At 42.8% G+C, this 673-nt stretch carries 1 protein-coding gene; it reads right to left on the bottom strand.

All coding sequences use genetic code 11. The annotated features are described in order from the left end of the window. Window positions 1-673: class C sortase (locus tag AC5KOD_RS02425; RefSeq protein ID WP_496912960.1), on the bottom strand; the 673-nt coding region annotated here is incomplete at both ends.

Here is a 673-nt window from a genome sequence, read left to right as displayed (position 1 = left end):
GTGTCTTCTTTCATCTGTAGATACCCGTAAAGTGCGAAGAGAATCACCCCAATCATGGTCACTAATAAGACCACAAAAAGTGTTCGGGTCAGCATCAATAAACGAGTTAATTGACGTTTTGCTCGTGCTGAAATCTCCGGAACGGTTGCTTTTGATTTTGTTAATAACACTCGGTAAATGCCCCATAATAAGCCAAAGATCACCAGACAAATAGCCAAGGTTAGTAGAACAATCGTTTGATAGCTCCACAAATTGCGTTTTTCAACTTTTTTTGCGACCGCCTTTTCATAAGGAATCCGGTAGCCATTGACCAATAAACGATACGTATTAATGCCAGGTGGGGTACAGGTTAATAAGGTCACCATGTCCTTTCCCGGCTCAATCTTCACTTTTTCCACATCACTCGGTAAAACTTCTTCAAAGGAGCGAATTTCATAAGCCAGACGCTTGCCCAGAATATTGACAAAAAACACGTCGCCTTCTTTTAAGTTACGGATATCCGTAAACAGGACCTGATTTTGAACACCACTATGCCCTGTGATAACGGAGCGCGTATTTTTACCGCCAATCGGAATCGAGGACGGTTCAAAGTGACCTAAGCCTTTATCCAAGGTTTTGTACGAGGTCCCGTGGTAAAAGGGCAATGCCTCAATGTCAATCCCCGGAATATCAA

Source organism: Vagococcus sp. WN80Y, assembly GCF_059621045.1.
The sequence above is the reverse complement of the archived record's forward strand: the minus strand, read 5'-3'. Positions and strand labels throughout refer to the sequence as shown.